The organism is Kytococcus aerolatus (assembly GCF_900187395.1).
In the GTDB taxonomy this organism is placed as follows: domain Bacteria; phylum Actinomycetota; class Actinomycetes; order Actinomycetales; family Dermatophilaceae; genus Kytococcus; species Kytococcus aerolatus.
Map to the genome: position 1 here is coordinate 126,177 of NZ_FYEZ01000001.1, position 15,472 is coordinate 141,648.

Annotated in this window: 16 protein-coding genes; 7 read left to right on the forward strand and 9 right to left on the reverse strand. The window is 73.8% G+C overall.

Features of this window, described 5'->3' with window-relative positions; translation table 11 throughout:
- Nucleotides 1–3: 3 nt before the first annotated feature.
- Genes CFT82_RS00555 through CFT82_RS00565 form a run of 3 tightly spaced genes read right to left on the reverse strand, consistent with a single transcriptional unit; the run spans nucleotide 4 to nucleotide 1,398 of the window.
- Complete coding sequence (locus tag CFT82_RS00555) at nucleotides 4–789, reverse strand: SURF1 family cytochrome oxidase biogenesis protein (protein WP_088817168.1); 786 nt, start codon at nucleotides 787–789, stop codon at nucleotides 4–6.
- Nucleotides 789–1,031 carry a hypothetical protein gene (locus tag CFT82_RS00560; RefSeq protein ID WP_234994207.1) on the reverse strand — a complete coding sequence of 81 codons (243 nt, stop codon included), beginning with the start codon at nucleotides 1,029–1,031 and terminating at the stop codon, nucleotides 789–791. The genes CFT82_RS00555 and CFT82_RS00560 overlap by 1 nt, the downstream gene beginning before the upstream one ends.
- The gene (locus CFT82_RS00565; RefSeq protein WP_088817169.1) at nucleotides 1,021–1,398 is read right to left on the reverse strand and encodes a DUF3099 domain-containing protein; all 378 of its coding nucleotides are present in this window, start codon (nucleotides 1,396–1,398) and stop codon (nucleotides 1,021–1,023) included. The genes CFT82_RS00560 and CFT82_RS00565 overlap by 11 nt, the downstream gene beginning before the upstream one ends.
- Before the next feature lie 111 nt (nucleotides 1,399–1,509).
- Here CFT82_RS00565 and fabG point away from each other — a divergent pair, with 111 nt between their 5' ends.
- From fabG to CFT82_RS00580, 3 genes are all read left to right on the forward strand, one after another.
- Complete coding sequence (gene fabG / locus CFT82_RS00570) at nucleotides 1,510–2,223, forward strand: 3-oxoacyl-ACP reductase FabG (RefSeq protein ID WP_088817170.1); 714 nt, start codon at nucleotides 1,510–1,512, stop codon at nucleotides 2,221–2,223.
- 109 nt (nucleotides 2,224–2,332) lie between these two features.
- Entirely contained in the window at nucleotides 2,333–3,115 is a 783-nt protein-coding gene (gene fabI, locus CFT82_RS00575) for an enoyl-ACP reductase FabI (protein WP_088818247.1), read from the forward strand.
- Between the two features lie 52 nt (nucleotides 3,116–3,167).
- Nucleotides 3,168–5,330, forward strand: a complete 2,163-nt coding sequence (locus CFT82_RS00580) for a tetratricopeptide repeat protein (protein WP_088817171.1) — start codon at nucleotides 3,168–3,170, stop codon at nucleotides 5,328–5,330.
- A 7-nt stretch (nucleotides 5,331–5,337) separates the two neighbouring features.
- Here CFT82_RS00580 and cphA read toward each other — a convergent pair whose 3' ends face one another.
- From cphA to CFT82_RS00595, 3 genes are read right to left on the reverse strand one after another with little or no spacing between them, the layout of a single operon-like run.
- Nucleotides 5,338–8,115: a cyanophycin synthetase gene (cphA, locus tag CFT82_RS00585; RefSeq protein ID WP_088817172.1), complete on the reverse strand. Its 2,778-nt coding sequence runs from the start codon at nucleotides 8,113–8,115 to the stop codon at nucleotides 5,338–5,340.
- On the reverse strand, nucleotides 8,112–9,095 hold the full coding sequence (locus tag CFT82_RS00590) for a cyanophycinase (RefSeq protein WP_088817173.1): 984 nt from the start codon (nucleotides 9,093–9,095) through the stop codon (nucleotides 8,112–8,114). Before CFT82_RS00590 ends, cphA begins: the two co-directional genes overlap by 4 nt.
- Nucleotides 9,096–9,116: 21 nt before the next feature.
- Complete coding sequence (locus tag CFT82_RS00595; RefSeq protein WP_088817174.1) at nucleotides 9,117–9,890, reverse strand: hypothetical protein; 774 nt, start codon at nucleotides 9,888–9,890, stop codon at nucleotides 9,117–9,119.
- A gap of 59 nt (nucleotides 9,891–9,949) precedes the next feature.
- Between CFT82_RS00595 and CFT82_RS00600 the strand changes: the two genes are divergently transcribed.
- Genes CFT82_RS00600 through CFT82_RS00610 form a run of 3 tightly spaced genes read left to right on the forward strand, consistent with a single transcriptional unit; the run spans nucleotide 9,950 to nucleotide 12,415 of the window.
- On the forward strand, nucleotides 9,950–10,756 hold the full coding sequence (locus CFT82_RS00600; RefSeq protein ID WP_088817175.1) for an ABC transporter ATP-binding protein: 807 nt from the start codon (nucleotides 9,950–9,952) through the stop codon (nucleotides 10,754–10,756).
- Between the two features lie 7 nt (nucleotides 10,757–10,763).
- Nucleotides 10,764–11,570 (forward strand): sulfite exporter TauE/SafE family protein, encoded by an 807-nt coding sequence (locus CFT82_RS00605; RefSeq protein ID WP_088817176.1) that lies wholly within the window; start codon nucleotides 10,764–10,766, stop codon nucleotides 11,568–11,570.
- Between the two features lie 35 nt (nucleotides 11,571–11,605).
- Nucleotides 11,606–12,415, forward strand: a complete 810-nt coding sequence (locus CFT82_RS00610; protein ID WP_088817177.1) for a TrmH family RNA methyltransferase — start codon at nucleotides 11,606–11,608, stop codon at nucleotides 12,413–12,415.
- Here CFT82_RS00610 and CFT82_RS00615 read toward each other — a convergent pair.
- Both CFT82_RS00615 and CFT82_RS00620 read right to left on the reverse strand, forming a co-directional pair.
- Nucleotides 12,403–12,867, reverse strand: coding sequence for a DUF3037 domain-containing protein (locus CFT82_RS00615; RefSeq protein ID WP_088817178.1), 465 nt, complete (start codon nucleotides 12,865–12,867; stop codon nucleotides 12,403–12,405). The two genes, CFT82_RS00610 and CFT82_RS00615, sit on opposite strands and share 13 nt — an antisense overlap.
- Complete coding sequence (locus CFT82_RS00620) at nucleotides 12,864–13,787, reverse strand: HipA family kinase (RefSeq protein WP_088818248.1); 924 nt, start codon at nucleotides 13,785–13,787, stop codon at nucleotides 12,864–12,866. The genes CFT82_RS00615 and CFT82_RS00620 overlap by 4 nt, the downstream gene beginning before the upstream one ends.
- 209 nt (nucleotides 13,788–13,996) lie before the next feature.
- On the opposite strand from CFT82_RS00620, the gene CFT82_RS00625 reads away from it, so the two are divergent.
- Nucleotides 13,997–14,776: a lysophospholipid acyltransferase family protein gene (locus CFT82_RS00625; protein WP_088817179.1), complete on the forward strand. Its 780-nt coding sequence runs from the start codon at nucleotides 13,997–13,999 to the stop codon at nucleotides 14,774–14,776.
- Nucleotide 14,777: 1 nt separating this feature from the next.
- Here the strand turns inward: CFT82_RS00625 and CFT82_RS00630 are convergent, their stop codons facing one another.
- On the reverse strand, nucleotides 14,778–15,455 hold the full coding sequence (locus CFT82_RS00630) for a sigma-70 family RNA polymerase sigma factor (RefSeq protein ID WP_088817180.1): 678 nt from the start codon (nucleotides 15,453–15,455) through the stop codon (nucleotides 14,778–14,780).
- Nucleotides 15,456–15,472 lie beyond the last annotated feature (17 nt).

Consider the following 15,472-nt stretch of genomic DNA (forward strand, 5'->3'; position numbering starts at 1 on the left):
GGCTCAGCCGTCCTCCTCGTCCCAGATCCGGACCTTCTTGGGCTTCGGGGCGACCCGCCCGTCGGCCTGAGCGGCCCTGCGGCGCGCGTTGCGCAGGGCGAAGATCCACAGGCCGGGCGGGAAGAGCATGGCCAGCCACCACTGGACCGCGTAGGCCTGGTGGGGCCCAAGGTCGGTGTCCGGCGGGTCCAGCGGGGTGGGGCGCTCCTGGGCGCCGTCCTCCTGGAGCAGCAGCAGCGGCTCGGCGAGCTCCAGGCCGGTCTCGTCCTCCATCTCGGCCGTGCTCACCATCGCGATCTGCCCCTTCGGCAGGTCACGGTCGCGGGAGGGCTCGCTGGGGCGCAACCAAGCGGTCAGCTCCACGGTGCCGGCCGGGGCAGCGGGCACCTCGGGGAGGGTCTCGGCGTCGTTGGCATTGGCCACCCAGCCCCGGTTCACGACGATCGTCGGCCCCTGCTCGGGCTCGAAGGGCACGAGCACCTCGTAGCCGTAGGCGGACTTCGAGGCCCCGCCGAAATGGGGGCGGTTGCGCACGAGCACCTGGTCCTCCACCAGGTAGCGTCCGGTCAGCCGCGTCGGGGTCCACTCGTCCTCGTAGGTCCAGCTGCCGTCGGGGCGCACCAGCTCGGTGTAGGGCACGGGGTCGGAGTCGCGGTGGGTCTCGATCCGCTCGACCGCCGCGGACTTGGCCTCGTGCCGGTGCCACTGCCACAGGCCCAGCCGCCAGCAGGCGGCCATGACCAGCAGGGCGAGCAGCAGCCCGCCCACCCACTTCCACACCGGCCGCATCAGCCGTCCTCCTCGGTCAGGTCGTCACAGGGGATGGCCTCGCGCAGGAAGCCCCGCAGGTCCAGGAAGCTGGTGAGCCGCTCCCGGTGCTCGTCGCACGCCAGCCAGACCTTGCGACGCTCGGGGGCGTGGACGCGCGGGTTGTTCCAGACCAGGGCGTGCGGGGGCGTGGCACGGCACCCGGTGGCGCTGCACACGAGATGCCGGGTGGGGCGTCCGGGCGTGGGGGAGTCACCCAGCACGGTCGTCCTCCGCGAGCTCCCCGACCAGCACCACGGGCTCGTCCTCGTCCCCGCCTGCCGTGGGGGCCAGCAGCTCCTCCCGGCCGGCCACGAACTGACCACCCTGCCCGGCGGGCGGGGCCTGCCGGGCGTTGGCCAGCACCACGGCGATGTAGGGGATGAAGGCCGCGAAGAGCAGGAGGGCCACCCCGAACCAGACCCAGGTGCCCTTGTAGACCAGCCAGGCGCCGACGGGGAAGGCGAGGATCCGGATACCCATCTGCCACAGGTAGACCCGCAGGCGCCGGTCCCGGTCGACGGAGGCCGAGGGGGCGGCCGAGGTGACGGAGGCGACCGGCTGGTCCGGGGTCCTGCGGGTGTGTGCCATGAGGGCCCCGAGTCTACGCCCGGCGGTCGTAGACGAGCCCGCCCCGGGTGCGTGTGACGTAGCGCACCGAGCAAGAGGACAGGGTAGGGGCCACGCACTACGGTGCCGACGATGAGCAGCTCACGACGCGTCCTGGTCACCGGCGGCAACCGCGGCATCGGTCTGGCGGTCGCCCGCCACCTTGTCGCCGAGGGGCACGAGGTGGTCGTCACCTCGCGCAGCGGCGAGGCCCCCGAGGGGCTGCGCGCCGTGGCCTGCGATGTCACCGACTCCGCCTCGGTCGACGCCGCGGTCAAGCAGGCCGGGGAGCTCCTCGGTGGCGGCGTCGAGGTCCTCGTGGCCAACGCCGGCATCACCGCCGACGGGCTGTCCATGCGGATGAAGGACGAGGACTTCGCGAGCGTCCTGGACACGAACCTCCACGGGGCCTTCCGCTGCGTCCGCGCCGCCCAGAAGGACATGATCCGGGGGCGCTTCGGCCGCGTCATCCTCATCGGCTCAGTGGTGGGTCTCTACGGCACCCCGGGGCAGGCCAACTACGCCGCCTCCAAGGCCGGTCTGGTGGGCCTGGCCCGTGCGCTGACCCGCGAGCTCGGCGGCCGGGGGATCACCACCAACGTGGTCGCTCCCGGCTTCGTCCGGACGGACATGACCGACGCCCTGCCGCAGGAACGCCAGGACCAGTACCTGCAGTCGATCCCCGCCGGCCGTTTCGCCGAGCCGGAGGAGGTCGCCCAGGCCGTGGCCTTCCTGGCCTCGGACGGCGCGGGCTACGTCTCCGGGGCCGTCATCCCGGTCGACGGCGGCCTGGGCATGGGCCACTGACAGACTCGTCCCGGCAGCCGCAGCACCCCACCAGCAGAGTTCCCCGCACACCACCCACCAGGAGGACCCGATGACCGAGAACGCCCCCACTCGTCAGAGCACCGGCGCGATGGAGCAGCCCCCCACCGGCGCCGGCCTGCTCGAGGGCAAGACCATCCTGGTCACCGGTGTCCTCATGGAGTCCTCCATCGCCTTCCACGTGGCGCGCCTGTGCCAGCAGCAGGGTGCGAGCGTGATCCTCACCGGGTTCGGCCGCGGGATGAAGCTCACCCAGGCCATGGCCCGCCGCCTCCCGGTGGAGCCGGTCGTGGTCGAGCTCGACGTCACCGATCAGGAGCAGCTGGACAGCCTCGCGGACCGTCTCCGAGAGCACACCGACCGCCTCGACGGCGTGATGCACTCCATCGGCTTCGCCCCCGAGGGAGCCTTCAACTTCCTCGAGGCCACCTGGGAGGAGGTCTCCACCGCCATCCAGATCTCCAGCTACTCGCTGAAGTCCCTGGCCGTGGCCGCCAAGCCGCTGATGGGCGAGGGCTCGGCCGTGGTCGGCATGACCTTCGACGCGCGCTACGCTTGGCCGGTCTACGACTGGATGGGCGTGGCCAAGGCGGCCTTCGAGTCGGTGAACCGCTACCTCGCCCGCGACCTGGGCCCGGAGGGCATCCGCTGCAACCTGGTGGCCGCCGGCCCGATCCGCACCACCGCCGCCAAGTCCATCCCGGGCTTCCAAGCCTTCGAGGACAACTGGGACACCCGCGCCCCGCTGGGCTGGTCGGTTTCGCTCTCCGAGCCGGCCGCCCGTGCCTGCGTCGCCCTGTTCTCCGACTGGTTCCCGGCGACCACCGGTGAGATCGTCCACGTCGACGGTGGAGTGCACTCCACCGGTCAGTGATTCGTCCGGCACCTGCACGCAGCACGTGCCCCGCGGCCCTAGGCTGCGGGGCATGACTGCACCCACCGTGGCCGTGTCGGAGGTCCGCCTCCTGGAGGGGCCGAACCTGTACTACACGCGCCCGGCGGTGAAGGTGATGCTCCGGGTGGAGGGCATGGCCGAAGCCGAGCGCGCCGAGTGCCTGCGGGTGGCCGAGCTCCTCGGCCTCCCGCGCACCGTCCCGGGGCGCCCCGGGACGCAGCAGCGATCCCGCTTCCTCGTCCGTCTGGCGCGCCGGGTCATCCGGGCCCTCGGCCGGGAGGTGGGACTGGGGGAGATCACCGCCCGGGGACGCACCGGGGACGACCCGGCCGACATCACCGTCGCCTTCCGGTGGTGGCGGCGGGGGACCGGGGAGGCCATGGGGCGGGCGATCGGACCGCTGCTGGAGGCGATGTGGGCCGACCCGGAGCGCTTCGAGGAGCAGCTGGAGCAGGCGGCGCGCCAGGTGCTCGCCGCCGACCCGGGCGCGGAGCCGGTGGCCTTCCGGCCGAAGGTCCCGGTGGTCTCGGTGACCGGGACCAACGGGAAGACCACCACCACCCGTCTCCTGGCGCACATCGCGATGGAGGCCGGACGCACCGCCGCCTGGTCGTCCACCGACGGGGTGCTGCGACAGGGCGAGTGGCTGGTGAGGGGCGACTACTCCGGACCCTCCGGCGCCCGGCTGGCGCTGGAGGGTCCGGAGGTGGAGGTCGGCATCCTGGAGACCGCACGGGGCGGGCTGCTCCAGAAGGGGATGGGGGTGCGCTCCAATGACGTCTCGGTGGTCACGAACGTCTCCGCCGACCACCTGGGGAGCCACGGGATCAACACCCTCGACCAGCTCGCCGAGGTCAAGGGGATCATCACCCGGGTGACCCGTCCCAGCGGCTGGGTGGTCCTCAACGCCGACGACCCCCGGGTGTGGGACATGCGCCACCGGGCCACCGGCCAGGTCTGGGCCTTCAGCCTTGACCCCGCGAACCCCGCCCTGCGGGCCGCGGTGGAGGGCGGAGGGCGGGCCATGACCGTGCTCGACGAGTCGGTGGCGATGATCACCGGGGTGGGGGACCCGCGCCACGTCGTGCCGCTGGCCGAGGTCCCCATGACCCTGGGCGGTCTCTCCCGGCCGAACGTGGCCAACGTGCTCGCCGCCGCCGCGGCGGCGATCGGTCTCGGCCTCAGCCGCGAGGAGGTCGCCGCCGGGCTGCGCACCTTCCAACCGGACCGGCACCACAACCCGGCCCGCATGAACACCTTCCGGTGGCGCGTCCCGGACGGTGAGGCCACGATCGTCTGCGACCTCGCGCACAACGAAGCCGGCGTCGAGACACTGCTGGAGGTGGCGCGGGGGCTCGTCCTGCCCGGGTCGGAGGTGCACCTGACCCTGGGTGGGCTGGGGGACCGGACCGACGAGATCCTCGAGGCGATGGGGGTCGTCGCGGGACGCGGCGCCGACCGGACCCACCTGGTGTCCAAGGACCACTATCTGCGGGGCCGCGAGGTGGAGGAGGTCTTCGACCACCTGCGCACCGGGCTGGCCAGCGTCGGCCAGGTGCCCACCGCCACCTGGCCGGACGAGGTGGCCGCGCTGGCCGGGGTCACGGAGATGCTGCGGGACGGTGACGTCCTGGCCTTCACCGTGCACGACCGCCGCGACGAGGACCTGGCCTGGCTCGACGAGCACGGGGCCGAGGAGCTCTCGGCCGAGGAGGTCGCTCGGCTCGTGAAGCGCTCCCGGGGTCAGCACGAGCTCGACGCCTGCTTCACGGCCCTGGCGGAGGGACCCACCCCCGAGCGGGTGTCCGGCCTGCGGGAGCTCGTCGCGTCCCGCCCCGGGGACGCCCGGGTCCGCTTCGAGCTCGCCCGGGCCCTGGACGCCGCCGGGGAGGCGGACCAGGCGATCGCGACGCACGAGGAGGCCCTGGGCCTGGGGCTGCGGGAGCCGCAGCGCTTCGTGGCCCTCATGGAACGGGCGATGGCGGCCCGGGCCGGGGGCCGCGTCGCGGAGGCGTCGACCTGGGCACGGGAGCTCACCGAGCGTTACGACGACTCGGCCGCCGCGGCAGCGTTGGCCGCCCTGACGGCCTTGGATGCCGGCCGACCCGAGCGTGCGGCGACCGACGCGGTGGAGTGGCTGCTGCACCACTCCACCCACCCGGCGGACTGGGAGTTCACCGGCCGGCTGGTCTGAGGAGGGCTCAAGCCAGGTCGGGGTCCGGCACCATGAGCACCCCGGCGCGGGGGCTCGGCTGGGCGCGGTGGGTGTAGTCCTCCAGCAGCTGCATGACCTCGGCGGCCTGGTCCACCGCCATCGCGACGACGTCGCCGGGCTCGGCCAGGTCGAGCGCCCGCCGGCAGGCCTCCTCCTCGTCCGGCACCACGAGCACCTCCGTGCCGTGGCCGCCCGTGGTGGCCGCCTCGCGCAGGGCCTCGGCCACCAGCTGGGCGGACTCACCGGCGGGTCGCCCGCGCAGGTTGTCGTCCTCCCGCACCACGACCACGTCGAACCAGGGCGCCACCACGGTGCCGAGCTCCCGGATGTCCTCGTCGCGTCGGTCCCCGGTCGCGCCGAGCACGCCGATGCGCCGCACCTGCTGCCCCTCGGCGGCCGCCTGCTCGGCCCGGGCCGACACGAACTGCCCCAGGCTCTCCACCCCGGCCGGGTTGTGGGCGTAGTCGACGAAGACCTCGGCGCCGCGCACCTCCACGCGGTTGAGGCGTCCCGGGGAGAGATAGCTGTCCGGGACGAAGGAGCGCAGCCCCGCCCGGATGTCGTGCAGGGGTGCCCCGGCGGCCCAGGCCGCGCCGGCGGCGGCCATGGCGTTGGCCACGTTGAACCGGGCCGCACCGTTGTAGGTGGCCGGGATGGTGTGCGTCCACGCCAGCGGCATCCGCCGCTTGCCCTCGCAGAGCACGATCCGCTCACCCCGGGGGGTGGCCTCCAGGAGCACCGCCCGGCCCCCGCGGCCGAGGCGCTTCTCCACGAAGAGGTGCTCGGGACTGCCCGGCTCGGCCAGCGAGAAGTACATGACCTGCCCGCGGCACCGGTGCCTCATCTCGCGGACCAGCGGGTCGTCGGCGTTGAGCACCGCCGTGCCGGACCGGGGCACGGCCGAGACGACGACGCTCTTGACCTGTGCCAGCTGCTCCACGGTGTCGATCCCGGCCAGGCCGAGGTGGTCGGCGGTCACGTTGGTCACCACGGCCACGTCGTTCTTGTCGTAGCCCAGGCCCTCGCGCAGGATGCCGCCGCGCGCCACCTCGAGGACGGCGAAGTCGACGCGCGGGTTCTGCAGCACGGTGCGGGCCGACTTCGGCCCCGAGGCGTCCCGCTTGATGACGAGCCGTTCGTCGATGGCGACCCCGTCGGTGCTCGTGAGCCCGACGTGCTTGCCGGCGCCGCGCATGATGTGGCCGATCATCCGGCCGGTCGTCGTCTTCCCGTTGGTGCCGGTCACCGCGACGATCGGCACCCGCGCCGGGGAGCCGGGCGGGAAGAGCAGGTCGAGGACCGGCTTGGCGATGAACTGCGGCTCGCCCTCGGTGGGGTGGGTGTGCATCCGGAACCCGGGAGCGGCGTTGACCTCCACGATCGCCCCACCGACCTCGGAGACCGACTGCGTGATGTCCGGGCTCATGAAGTCGATGCCGGCGATGTCCAGCCCGACGATGCGGGCGGCCTCCTCGGCGATGTCGACATTGTCGGGGTGCACCTCCCAGGTGCGGTCGATCGAGATGCCACCGGTGGACATGTTGCCGGTGCGCACCAGCGGCACGTCCAGTCCCTCCTCGGGGACCGACTCCGGGGTGTACCCCTGCTCGGAGAGGTAGGCCAGGGCCGCCTCGTCGAGGGCGATGCGGGTCAGCACCTTCTCGTGACCGACCCCGCGTCGCGGGTCCTCGTTCTCCCGGGCCACGAGCTCGGCGATCGTGGAGCGACCGTCCCCGACCACCTGGGCCGGGACGCGCTCGGCGACGGCGACGACCTGCCCGCCCACGACCAGGAAGCGGTAGTCCTTCCCCCGGACGTAGGACTCCACCACGACGACCCCGCGGCGGGACTGCGCGACGGCGCGCGGGAAGGCGTCCCGGACCGCGGCGGCGTCGGCGAGGTCGAGCTGGACCCCCCGCCCGTGGTTGCCGTCGAGCGGCTTGACGACCACCGGGTACCCGATGCGCTCGGCGACAGCCACCGCCTCCGCGGCGTCACGCGTCGTCCCCGAGCGGGGAACCGGCAGGCCCGCCCCGGCCAGCAGCGTGGTGGTCATCGACTTGTCGCCGGCCACGTCCACGGCCAGGGCGGAGGTGCGGGAGGTCATCGTGGCGCGGATGCGCTGGGCGTGGACGCCCTGCCCGAGCTGCACGAAGGAGGCGCTGTTGAGCCGGAGCCAGGGGATGTCGCGGGACTCGGCCTCGTCGATGATCGCCTGGGTGGAGGGGCCGAAGGCGACGCGCTGGGCCAGTCGGAGGAAGTCGTCCAGCTCGGCCTCGAAGTCGAGGGGGGCCGCCACGGGGTCCACGCAGTGGTTGACGATGCGGACGGCGAGCTCCCCGGCCGCCCGCCCCAGGCGCTCCTCGGAGTAGGCATAGATCATGTTGTAGCGGCCCGGGTGGCCGGGCACGGACCGGGTCTTGCCCCGGGTCACCCGGTGCCCGGCCAGGTTCTGCAGCTCGAGGGCGACGTGCTCGGCGATGTGCCCCATCCAGGTGCCCTCGTGGAGGCGCTCGACGAACCCGCCCTCGCGCCCGGTGGAGCAGGTGTGCTTGTCCAGCGTGGGCAGCAGACCGGTCAGCCGCTCGGTGAAGCCGTCGATCGCCGAGGACGGGTACTCCTCGAGGATCCCGAGGTCCACCACGAGGTGCATGGCCTGGTCGTAGGACCACAGGTTCGGGCCGCGGTACACGCGGGTGGAGACGATCGTGAGCTCCGGGACGGGCCCCTGCGGATCACGGGTGGTGCTGCGGGGGTCGTTCACGGGGTGTCTCCCTCGTCGGGCGTGGCAGCGCGCTCCATGGCCCGCTCGAGCCGGGCGATGTCGGAGGCCTGCTGGCGGATGGTGAAGATCATGTCGTCCTGCGCGTGCTGCTCGACGAAGTGCGCGAGGCGGTGGGCGTCCAGGTCGAAGACGGCCCCGGCAGGCAGGGTGTGCACCACGGCCCCCGAGAGCAGCAGGGGCGCGCCGTCGGCCGCCTCGTGGGCGTCGGTGTAGGCGCGGCCCGCGTCGACGAGGAAGACGGCGCCGGCACCGTGGACGCTGAAGCGGCGGATCCGTTCCCCGGTGGCCGAGCGTCCCTCGACGAGCTCGATGGCCGTGTCCTCGTCGATCCCCAGTCCCCACAGGGCGGGGGAGACGGCGACCACCGACATGAGGCGTCCGTAGCGGCCGCGCTGGTCGAAGTGCTGGTCGAGGACGACGTCCTCCACCAGTCCGAGGCCCTGGGAGACCTGGGCGGTGCGTTGACGCGGGGTGAGCCCCTCCTCCCCGAGCGAGATCATGTGCCGGCTGAGGATGGACGCCCCGGCCGACGTACCTCCCACGACCGCTCCGCGGGCGTGGGCCCGGAGGATCGCCTCCCCGGTGGGGGTCCCCACGAGGTACTGGCTGAGCTTGAGCTGGTTCCCGCCGGTGAGGAAGACGCCGGTGGCCCGGTCGAGGGCCTCCACCCAGCGCGCGTCGTGCGCATCCTCCCGGGAGGAGGGTGCGACGACGACGGTGCTCGCGGCCCCCAGACGCTCGAAGAGGGTCGTGTAGGTCCCGCCCGCCTCGGACTCGAAGGCCGAGGCGGTGGGGATCACCACGACGTGGCCGTCCTCGGCGCCGGCCAGGGAGGCGAAGCGACGGAGCACCTTCATCATGTCCCGCCGGTCCTCGGCGCCACCGATGATCATGAGCCGGCGGACCTCGCCGATGGCCTGCTCTCCGGGGTCGGGGACGGTGCCGGGGCGCGGAGACATGCCCTCCACTGTAGGTGGGGCTCAGCGCAGGCTGCGTCCGGCGGCCATGGTGGCCCCCTCCAGGGCGTCGAGGGCGGCGTCGCGGAGGCGGTTCAGGGACCGGGCACGGCCGGTCGTGCTGGCGAGGCTGGCGCTCGCCGTGGCGAGCCCGGCGGTGGTGGCCGCGGCGACGGCCGCCGCACGCTCCAGCAGGTCGACCATCTCGCCGGGCACGCCGGCGGGGAGCTCGGGGGCGCTCGACGGGGACAGGCCACCGGCGCCCGCCCCGGTCCACACCGGCGGTGCGGCGATGCTCTCCAGGTGCTCGGTACCGGCGCGCAGGGCCTCGGTGAGGGTGCGCTGGACCGAGCGCCGGTCGTGCATCTCCACCCGGGCGGCCGGGACCGGCGGGCAGTCCACCCGGACGGCGTCCAGGAGCACCCCACCGTCCTGCGACGTGCCGAACTCCGAGGCGAGCAGCACGAGCCCGTCGCCGAGGGAGGGGGCGACCAGCACCCCGACGGCCGCGCTGGAGCCGGCCTCGATCAGGGCGCGACCCAGCGGGACCAGACCCGGGCGGCCGGGGCTCGGCAGGGCGGCGATCACCTGGTGCTCGCCGAGATCCCGCCAGGCGGCCAGCAGCTCGGGACTCCGTGCCGCCAGCTCCGGGGTCACCGCGTCGAGGGTCTCGGGCAGGCGGTCGGGCCACTCCTCCGGTGGGGTCCGTCCGGCGAGCACGTCGGTCGCCCAGAGGGCCGCGCAGCTTGCCACGGGGAGGCCCGGCGGGCCGAGGTGGGGCAGGAGGGAGGTGGGCATCGCGGCACAGTGTGCCTGCCGGCCGGGAGGGTGCGCAGCCACGCCTAGACTCTTGACCCATGAGCGACGTGCTGGCCCTGGCCGATGTGGGCGTCCGCCGTGGCGGACGCGACCTGCTCTCCGGCATCGACTGGGAGGTCGAAGAGGGGGAGCGCTGGGTGGTGCTCGGCCCCAACGGTGCCGGCAAGACCACACTGCTCCAGCTCGCGGCCGCCCGCATGCACCCGACCGCCGGCTCGGTGTCCATCCTCGGGGAGGTCCTCGGGGCCACGGACGTCTTCGAGCTCCGTCCCCGGATCGGGCTGGCCTCGGCGGCGCTGGCCGACCGGGTCCCGGCCCGGGAGACCGTCCGGGACGTGGTGGTCACGGCCTCGTGGGCGGTCGTGGGCCGCTGGCGCGAGGAGTACGAGTCCGCCGACGAGGAACGGGCCGACGCCCTGCTGGAGGCCCTGGGCGTGCAGCACCTGGCCGGCCGCCGTTTCGGGACCCTCTCGGAGGGGGAGCGCAAGCGGGTGCAGATCGCGCGGGCGCTCATGACCGATCCGGAGCTCATGCTCCTCGACGAGCCGGCGGCCGGGCTGGACCTCGGGGGGCGCGAGGACCTCGTGGCACGCCTCGGCACCCTGGCGCAGGACCTGGCCGCGCCGGCCATGGTGCTGGTCACCCACCACGTGGAGGAGATCCCCCCGGGCTTCACCGACGTGCTCATGATCCGGGAGGGCCGCGTGGTGGCCGGTGGCCCCCTGGAGACCACCCTCACGGCGGAGAACCTCTCGGCCACCTTCGGTCTCGAGGTGGTGCTGGAGCGTCACGGCCCGCGCTGGACCGCCCGCGCGGCGTACCCGGCCGGCATCGACATCCCGTGAGTTGGGCATGAGTGCCGCCGAGCTGGGTCTGGTCCTGCTGGCCGGGCTCTTCGCCGGGACGATCAACACGATCGTGGGGTCCGGCTCCCTGGTGACCTTCCCGCTCCTGGTGTGGCTGGGGCTGCCCCCGGTGCAGGCGAACATCACGAGCAAGCTGGGCATCGTCCCTGGGGGACTGACGGGGACCTGGGGCTACCGGCGGGAGCTGGCCGGGACACGGCACCTCCTGCCGGGGTTGCTGGTCGCCAGCGCGGTGGGCGGGCTCGCCGGGGCGCTCCTGCTGCTCGTCCTGCCGGCGGAGGCCTTCGACGCGGTGGTCCCGGTGCTCATCGCCGTGGCCGGCGTGCTGGTGGCCACGCAGCCGATGGTCAAGCGACGGCTGGCGGCGCGGGCCCGGTCCGTGGGGACGAGATCGAGCACGGACGCCTCCGTCGAGACGCGGGTCGGGGAACGCGTGCGGGCCACCGGATGGCTGGTTCCCGGGGCGGGCGCGGTGGGGGTGTACTCCGGGTACTTCGGGGCGGCCCAAGGCGTGCTGTACATGGCCGTGATGGGGCTGACCACCTCGGCCGGGCTGCAGCAGCAGAACGCGCTGAAGAATCTCACGGCGCTGGTGTCCAACGCGGTCAGCGCCGTCGTGTTCGTGGTGGTCTCCCGGGGGAGCATCGACTGGGCCGTGGCCGGCGTGCTCGCCGTGGGCGCGCTCCTCGGCGGTCTCGTGGGGGCCCGCATCGGTCGGACCCTGCCTCCCGCGGTGCTCCGCGGCGTCGTGCTGGTCATCTGCGTCGTAGCCCTCTGGGACCTCCTGCGCTGAGCGGGCTCCTCCCCACCCGGTGGGAGAATGGGCGGATGCCGATCCCGCTCACCGACCCCACCGACCCGCGCGTCGAGGACTACTTCGGCCTCACGGACGTGAACCTGCGGCGCAGGCTGGAGCCCGAGCGGGGCCTGTACATGGCCGAGTCGGAGAAGGTCATCCGCCGGGCGCTGGCCGTGGGACACCGGCCCCGGTCGATGCTCCTCACGCCCCGCTGGGTGGAGGACATGGCCGAGCTCGTCGCGGACGTCGAGGCCGCCGGTGCTCCGGTGTACGTCGCCGAGCCGCAGGTGGCCGAGTCGATGACGGGGTTCCACCTCCACCGGGGGGCGTTGGCCGCCATGCACCGCCCGGAGCTGCCCGAGGTCACCGAGCTCGTCCGGGACGCCCAGCGGGTGGTCGTCGTGGAGGACGTCGTCGACCACACCAACGTGGGCGCCATCTTCCGCTCCGCCGCCGCCCTGGGCGCCGATGCCGTGCTGGTCACCCCGCGCTGCGCCGACCCGCTGTACCGCCGCAGCGTCCGCGTCTCGATGGGGACGGTCTTCCAGGTGCCGTGGACCCGGATCGACCCCTGGCCGGCCGGTGTCGCCACTCTTCAGGGGGCCGGGTTCACCGTGGCGGCCCTGGCCCTCACGGACGACGCGATCAGCCTGCGCGAGCTGCAGGCCGACCCGCCGGAGCGGCTGGCCATCGTGCTCGGGACCGAGGGCGACGGGCTGGCCCGCAGCACGGTGGATGCCGCCGACCTGGCCGTGCAGATCCCGATGAGCGGGGGAGTGGACTCCCTCAACGTGGCGGCTGCCAGCGCCGTGGCGATGTACGCCATTCAGCCGCAGTAGCGCTCCAGCAGCCGGGCCGACTCCCGGGCGGGGTCCCGGGAGAGCCCGGAGTGCACCGGGGAGGTCTGCACCACGGTCGAGCGGGGGGCCACCAGCCACCCGAAGCGCTTGGCCAGGGTGTGGAGCTCCTCTGCCGGGGGCCCTCCGACCACCGGCTCGCTGCGCGCGATCCGGTCCATGGTCACGAGGAAGCGCTGCACAGCTGCGGCATCGAGCGCCGGGTCCAGCGCAGTGGCGATGCCGGGGCGCCAGCGCACCGCGACGTCGAGCACCGCGGCGGAGCGCGAGTGCACCACGACGCCCACGTTGAAGAACTCCGCCCGCTCGGGGCGGGGTACGCACCGGATCACCGCGTACTGGTACTCGTGCAGCTCCGGGGCCCCCTCGACACGGGTGGGGCGTCGCAGCGCCCGGCGCCCCCCACCGGCCAGACCGACGGTCGGTCCGCTCATCGGGGCTCCTCCCCGTGCCGGTGGATGGCGCGCCGCTGCTGCATCTCGAGCGAGCGGCGGGCCTCGGCGAGGCCCTCCCGGGCACCGCGCCGGGCCCTCTCGAGGGAGTCGTCGTCGGGCAACCAGTGCTCGGCGGCGGCGAGGCGGGCGGTGAGGGCGGCGAGATAGGCCTCGCGCACGGCGTCGGTGGTGGGCATGCCCCCGGTGGTCTCCAGCCACTCGGTAGGCACGGCGGCGACCGCCCGCTGGAGGGCCTCCTCGAGGCCGGGTGCGAGCTCGTCGTGCACCCGCGCCATGGATCCGGTCTCCGCGGGCACCACGGCCGCCAGGACGTGACTGGTCGCGTCGAAGGCCTGGTGGGCGAAGCGGGCCGGCTCGGGGGCGTGCTCCGCGGCCGAGGAGGGCCAGGTGTGGTGGAAGTAGAGGGCGGCCCCGTGGTCGATGAGCCACGGCTCGCCGTGCCAGAGCACGAGGTTCGGGTTGCTCCAGGTGCGGTCGATGTTCGCGGTGAACGCGTCCAGCCAGAGCACCCGGGCGGCGGTCTCGGGGGTCGGGGGAGCGGTGCCGTCGTACCCGTGGGCCCCGGGCAGGAAGTCGGTGCCCAGGTTGAGCCCGATGGAGGCCCGGAGCAGGTCCTGCACCTCCTCGTCGGGCTCGTAGCGGGCCAGTGCCTCGGGCAGCTCCAGGGCGACCATCTCCGGCACCGGCAGGCCCAGGGCCCGGGCGATCTCCCCGACGATCACCTCCGCCACCAGCACCTTCACGCCCTGCCCCGCCGACCGGAACTTCATGACATAGGTGCCCAGATCGTCGGCCTCGACCACGCCCGGCATGGAACCGCCCTCGCGCAGCGGGGTGACGTAGCGGACGGCGGTCCGGCGGGGGAGCTGCGCGTCGGGGCGCCAGCGGGGCTCGCTCATGGCGGACACGGTACGCACCCGTGGCGGGACCCCGACCCGCTCGCCCGAGACCCACCGCCCTCGCCGCAGAATCACCGTTCTGCAGCACTCCCACCGTGAGTGGACGGTGATCCTGGACGAGGGCGGTGGGTCCGGCCCGAAGCGTGGCTCTGGGCGACGCGGCGGTGCTGCCCCGCGCGCGAGGGGCCCCGCGGGCCTACCCTTCCCCCATGAGCCTGGTCTACTCCGCTGTCATCCCCCTGGCCCGCACACTGCTCGCCGCCCAGGGCGCCCGTATCACCGTCACCGGGCAGGAGCACGTCCCCGTCGAGGGCCCCGCGGTCATCACGGCCAACCACATCAGCTATCTCGACTACGTCTACGCCGGCCTGGCGGTGCGCCACCGACGTCGGCTGGTGCGCTTCATGGCGAAGAAGGAGCTCTTCGACCAGCCCGTCCTCGGTGCCGCCCTGCGCGACATGGGGCACATCCGCGTGGACCGGGAGGCCGGGGCCGCCGCGTACCAGGAGGCCGTCAAGGCCCTGCGCGAGGGGGAGCTCGTCGGGGTCTACCCGGAGGCCACGATCTCCCGCAGCTGGGAGCTGAAGACGTTCAAGACCGGTGCGGCCCGCATGGCGGCCGCGAGCGGCGCCCCCCTGCTGCCGATCGTCACCTGGGGGCCGCACACCCAGTGGACCAAGGGCCTCCCGAAGCGGATGGGCCGCACCAACCCGCGCGTGGCGATCCACGTCGGGGCGCCCATCCCGGTGGCCCCGGATGCCGACGCCCAGGCCACGACCGATGTCCTGCACGCGCGGATGACCGAGCTGCTCCACGCCGCCCAGGCCGAGCACGGCCCGATGCCCCCCGAGCTGAGCGCGTGGGAGCCGGCTCGCCTCGGCGGCACCGCCCCCACGCTCGAGGAGGCCGACGCGCTGGATGCCGCCGAGCGCCGCGAGCGCCGCCGGCGTCACCTCGAGAAGCTCAAGCAGCAGCGCGAGCGCGGCTGACTCAGCCGGACACCTGCCCACGGAGGGTCTCCAGGACCCGCCGGATCCGGCGGCTGACCTGCGGCTGGGAGATGCCGAGTCGCTGTGCGATGGACTCCTGGCTCTCTCCCTCCAGGTAGCGCAGGTGGAGCATCTCCCGGTCCTCCTGCTCCAGCGCGCTGATGAAGGGGTGCACGGTGACCCAGTCGTCGACGTGGGTCAGGGCCTCCTCGGCCTCGGAAGCGGGGTGGTGGTGCGTCTCCTCCTCGGGCGCCGCCACCATGCCGCGGGCGGCTGACCGGGCCTCCCGGAGCTCGGAGGGGGTCACCCCGAGGGCCGCGACGAGATCGTCCTCACCGGGCTCGCGGCCCAGCTCCTGGCGGAGCTGCTCCTCGGCGGCACGCACCTGCAGCGCCAGCTCCTGGAGACGACGCGGTGGCCGCACCCACCACCCGGTGTCGCGGAGATAGCGCTTGAGCTCGCCGAGCATCGTGGGGCGGGCGAACGCGCCGAAGGGAACGCCCCGAGCCGGGTCGTAGCGGCGGGCGGCCAGGACGAGGCCGAGGCAGGCCACCTGCTCGCAGTCGTCCGCCAGGGCCGGGGTGGGGGCGAAGGCGCGGCCCACGCTGCGTGCCAGGGGGAGGTGCTCCACGATGAGTCGTTCCACACCGTGGTGCACCATCGGGTCGCGATCCAGCACAGAGCCTCCAGGTACGT

Coding starts and splice junctions, on each gene's coding strand:
- CFT82_RS00620 (WP_088818248.1), bottom strand. CDS start 13,787: ATGAGCGAGCCCCGCTGGCGCCCCGACGCGCAGCTCCCCCGCCGGACC.
- CFT82_RS00610 (WP_088817177.1), top strand. CDS start 11,606: ATGCCGATCCCGCTCACCGACCCCACCGACCCGCGCGTCGAGGACTAC.
- CFT82_RS00580 (WP_088817171.1), top strand. CDS start 3,168: ATGACTGCACCCACCGTGGCCGTGTCGGAGGTCCGCCTCCTGGAGGGG.
- fabG (WP_088817170.1), top strand. CDS start 1,510: ATGAGCAGCTCACGACGCGTCCTGGTCACCGGCGGCAACCGCGGCATC.
- CFT82_RS00625 (WP_088817179.1), top strand. CDS start 13,997: ATGAGCCTGGTCTACTCCGCTGTCATCCCCCTGGCCCGCACACTGCTC.
- fabI (WP_088818247.1), top strand. CDS start 2,333: ATGGAGCAGCCCCCCACCGGCGCCGGCCTGCTCGAGGGCAAGACCATC.
- CFT82_RS00600 (WP_088817175.1), top strand. CDS start 9,950: ATGAGCGACGTGCTGGCCCTGGCCGATGTGGGCGTCCGCCGTGGCGGA.
- CFT82_RS00565 (WP_088817169.1), bottom strand. CDS start 1,398: ATGGCACACACCCGCAGGACCCCGGACCAGCCGGTCGCCTCCGTCACC.
- CFT82_RS00595 (WP_088817174.1), bottom strand. CDS start 9,890: ATGCCCACCTCCCTCCTGCCCCACCTCGGCCCGCCGGGCCTCCCCGTG.
- CFT82_RS00555 (WP_088817168.1), bottom strand. CDS start 789: ATGCGGCCGGTGTGGAAGTGGGTGGGCGGGCTGCTGCTCGCCCTGCTG.
- CFT82_RS00590 (WP_088817173.1), bottom strand. CDS start 9,095: ATGTCTCCGCGCCCCGGCACCGTCCCCGACCCCGGAGAGCAGGCCATC.
- CFT82_RS00605 (WP_088817176.1), top strand. CDS start 10,764: ATGAGTGCCGCCGAGCTGGGTCTGGTCCTGCTGGCCGGGCTCTTCGCC.
- CFT82_RS00615 (WP_088817178.1), bottom strand. CDS start 12,867: ATGAGCGGACCGACCGTCGGTCTGGCCGGTGGGGGGCGCCGGGCGCTG.